This is a genomic window from Treponema sp. JC4, assembly GCF_000260795.1.
In the GTDB taxonomy this organism is placed as follows: Bacteria; Spirochaetota; Spirochaetia; order Treponematales; family Treponemataceae; genus Treponema_D.
Genome location: NZ_AJGU01000139.1, coordinates 1 through 457, shown reverse-complemented (window position 1 = coordinate 457; position 457 = coordinate 1). Strand labels below are relative to the sequence as shown.

Below are 457 nucleotides of genomic sequence, written 5' to 3'. Positions count from 1 at the left end.
TGAAGCAGGCTTCAAGTACGACTATGGAGTTATCAACCATCATACCTACACCAAGAACCAGAGATGACATGGTCACCATGTTAAGAGAGTATCCCATAGCCCACATGGCCACAAGAGCTGTAAGTATGGATATAGGAATAGAAGTTCCTACTATAAGGGATGCCTTCATATCGCCAAAGAACAGAATGATAATGATCATGGAAATGATGATCGCCATGATCATAGTCTCAAACACAGCTGTAAGAGAGCTCATAATACTGTCTGCATCATCATCTATTATTCGTATCTTAAGATTTTCATCTCTTGCTTCAAGCTCGGCTATGAGCTTTTTAGCCTGATTTGACATATTAACTGCTGACTCACTCTGTTTCTTCGTGAGATCCAGCATGATGATATCCTGACCGTTGTACCTTCCTATGGCTTCCTTATCCTTGAGGCTTAAGTTTATCCTCGCGAT

The 457-nt window shown here is 41.1% G+C and carries 1 protein-coding gene; it reads right to left on the bottom strand.

The genetic code is table 11. The features are described 5' to 3' along the window. Positions 1-457 (bottom strand): efflux RND transporter permease subunit (locus tag MSI_RS13655; protein WP_039925198.1); only part of this gene is annotated, 457 nt, incomplete at both ends.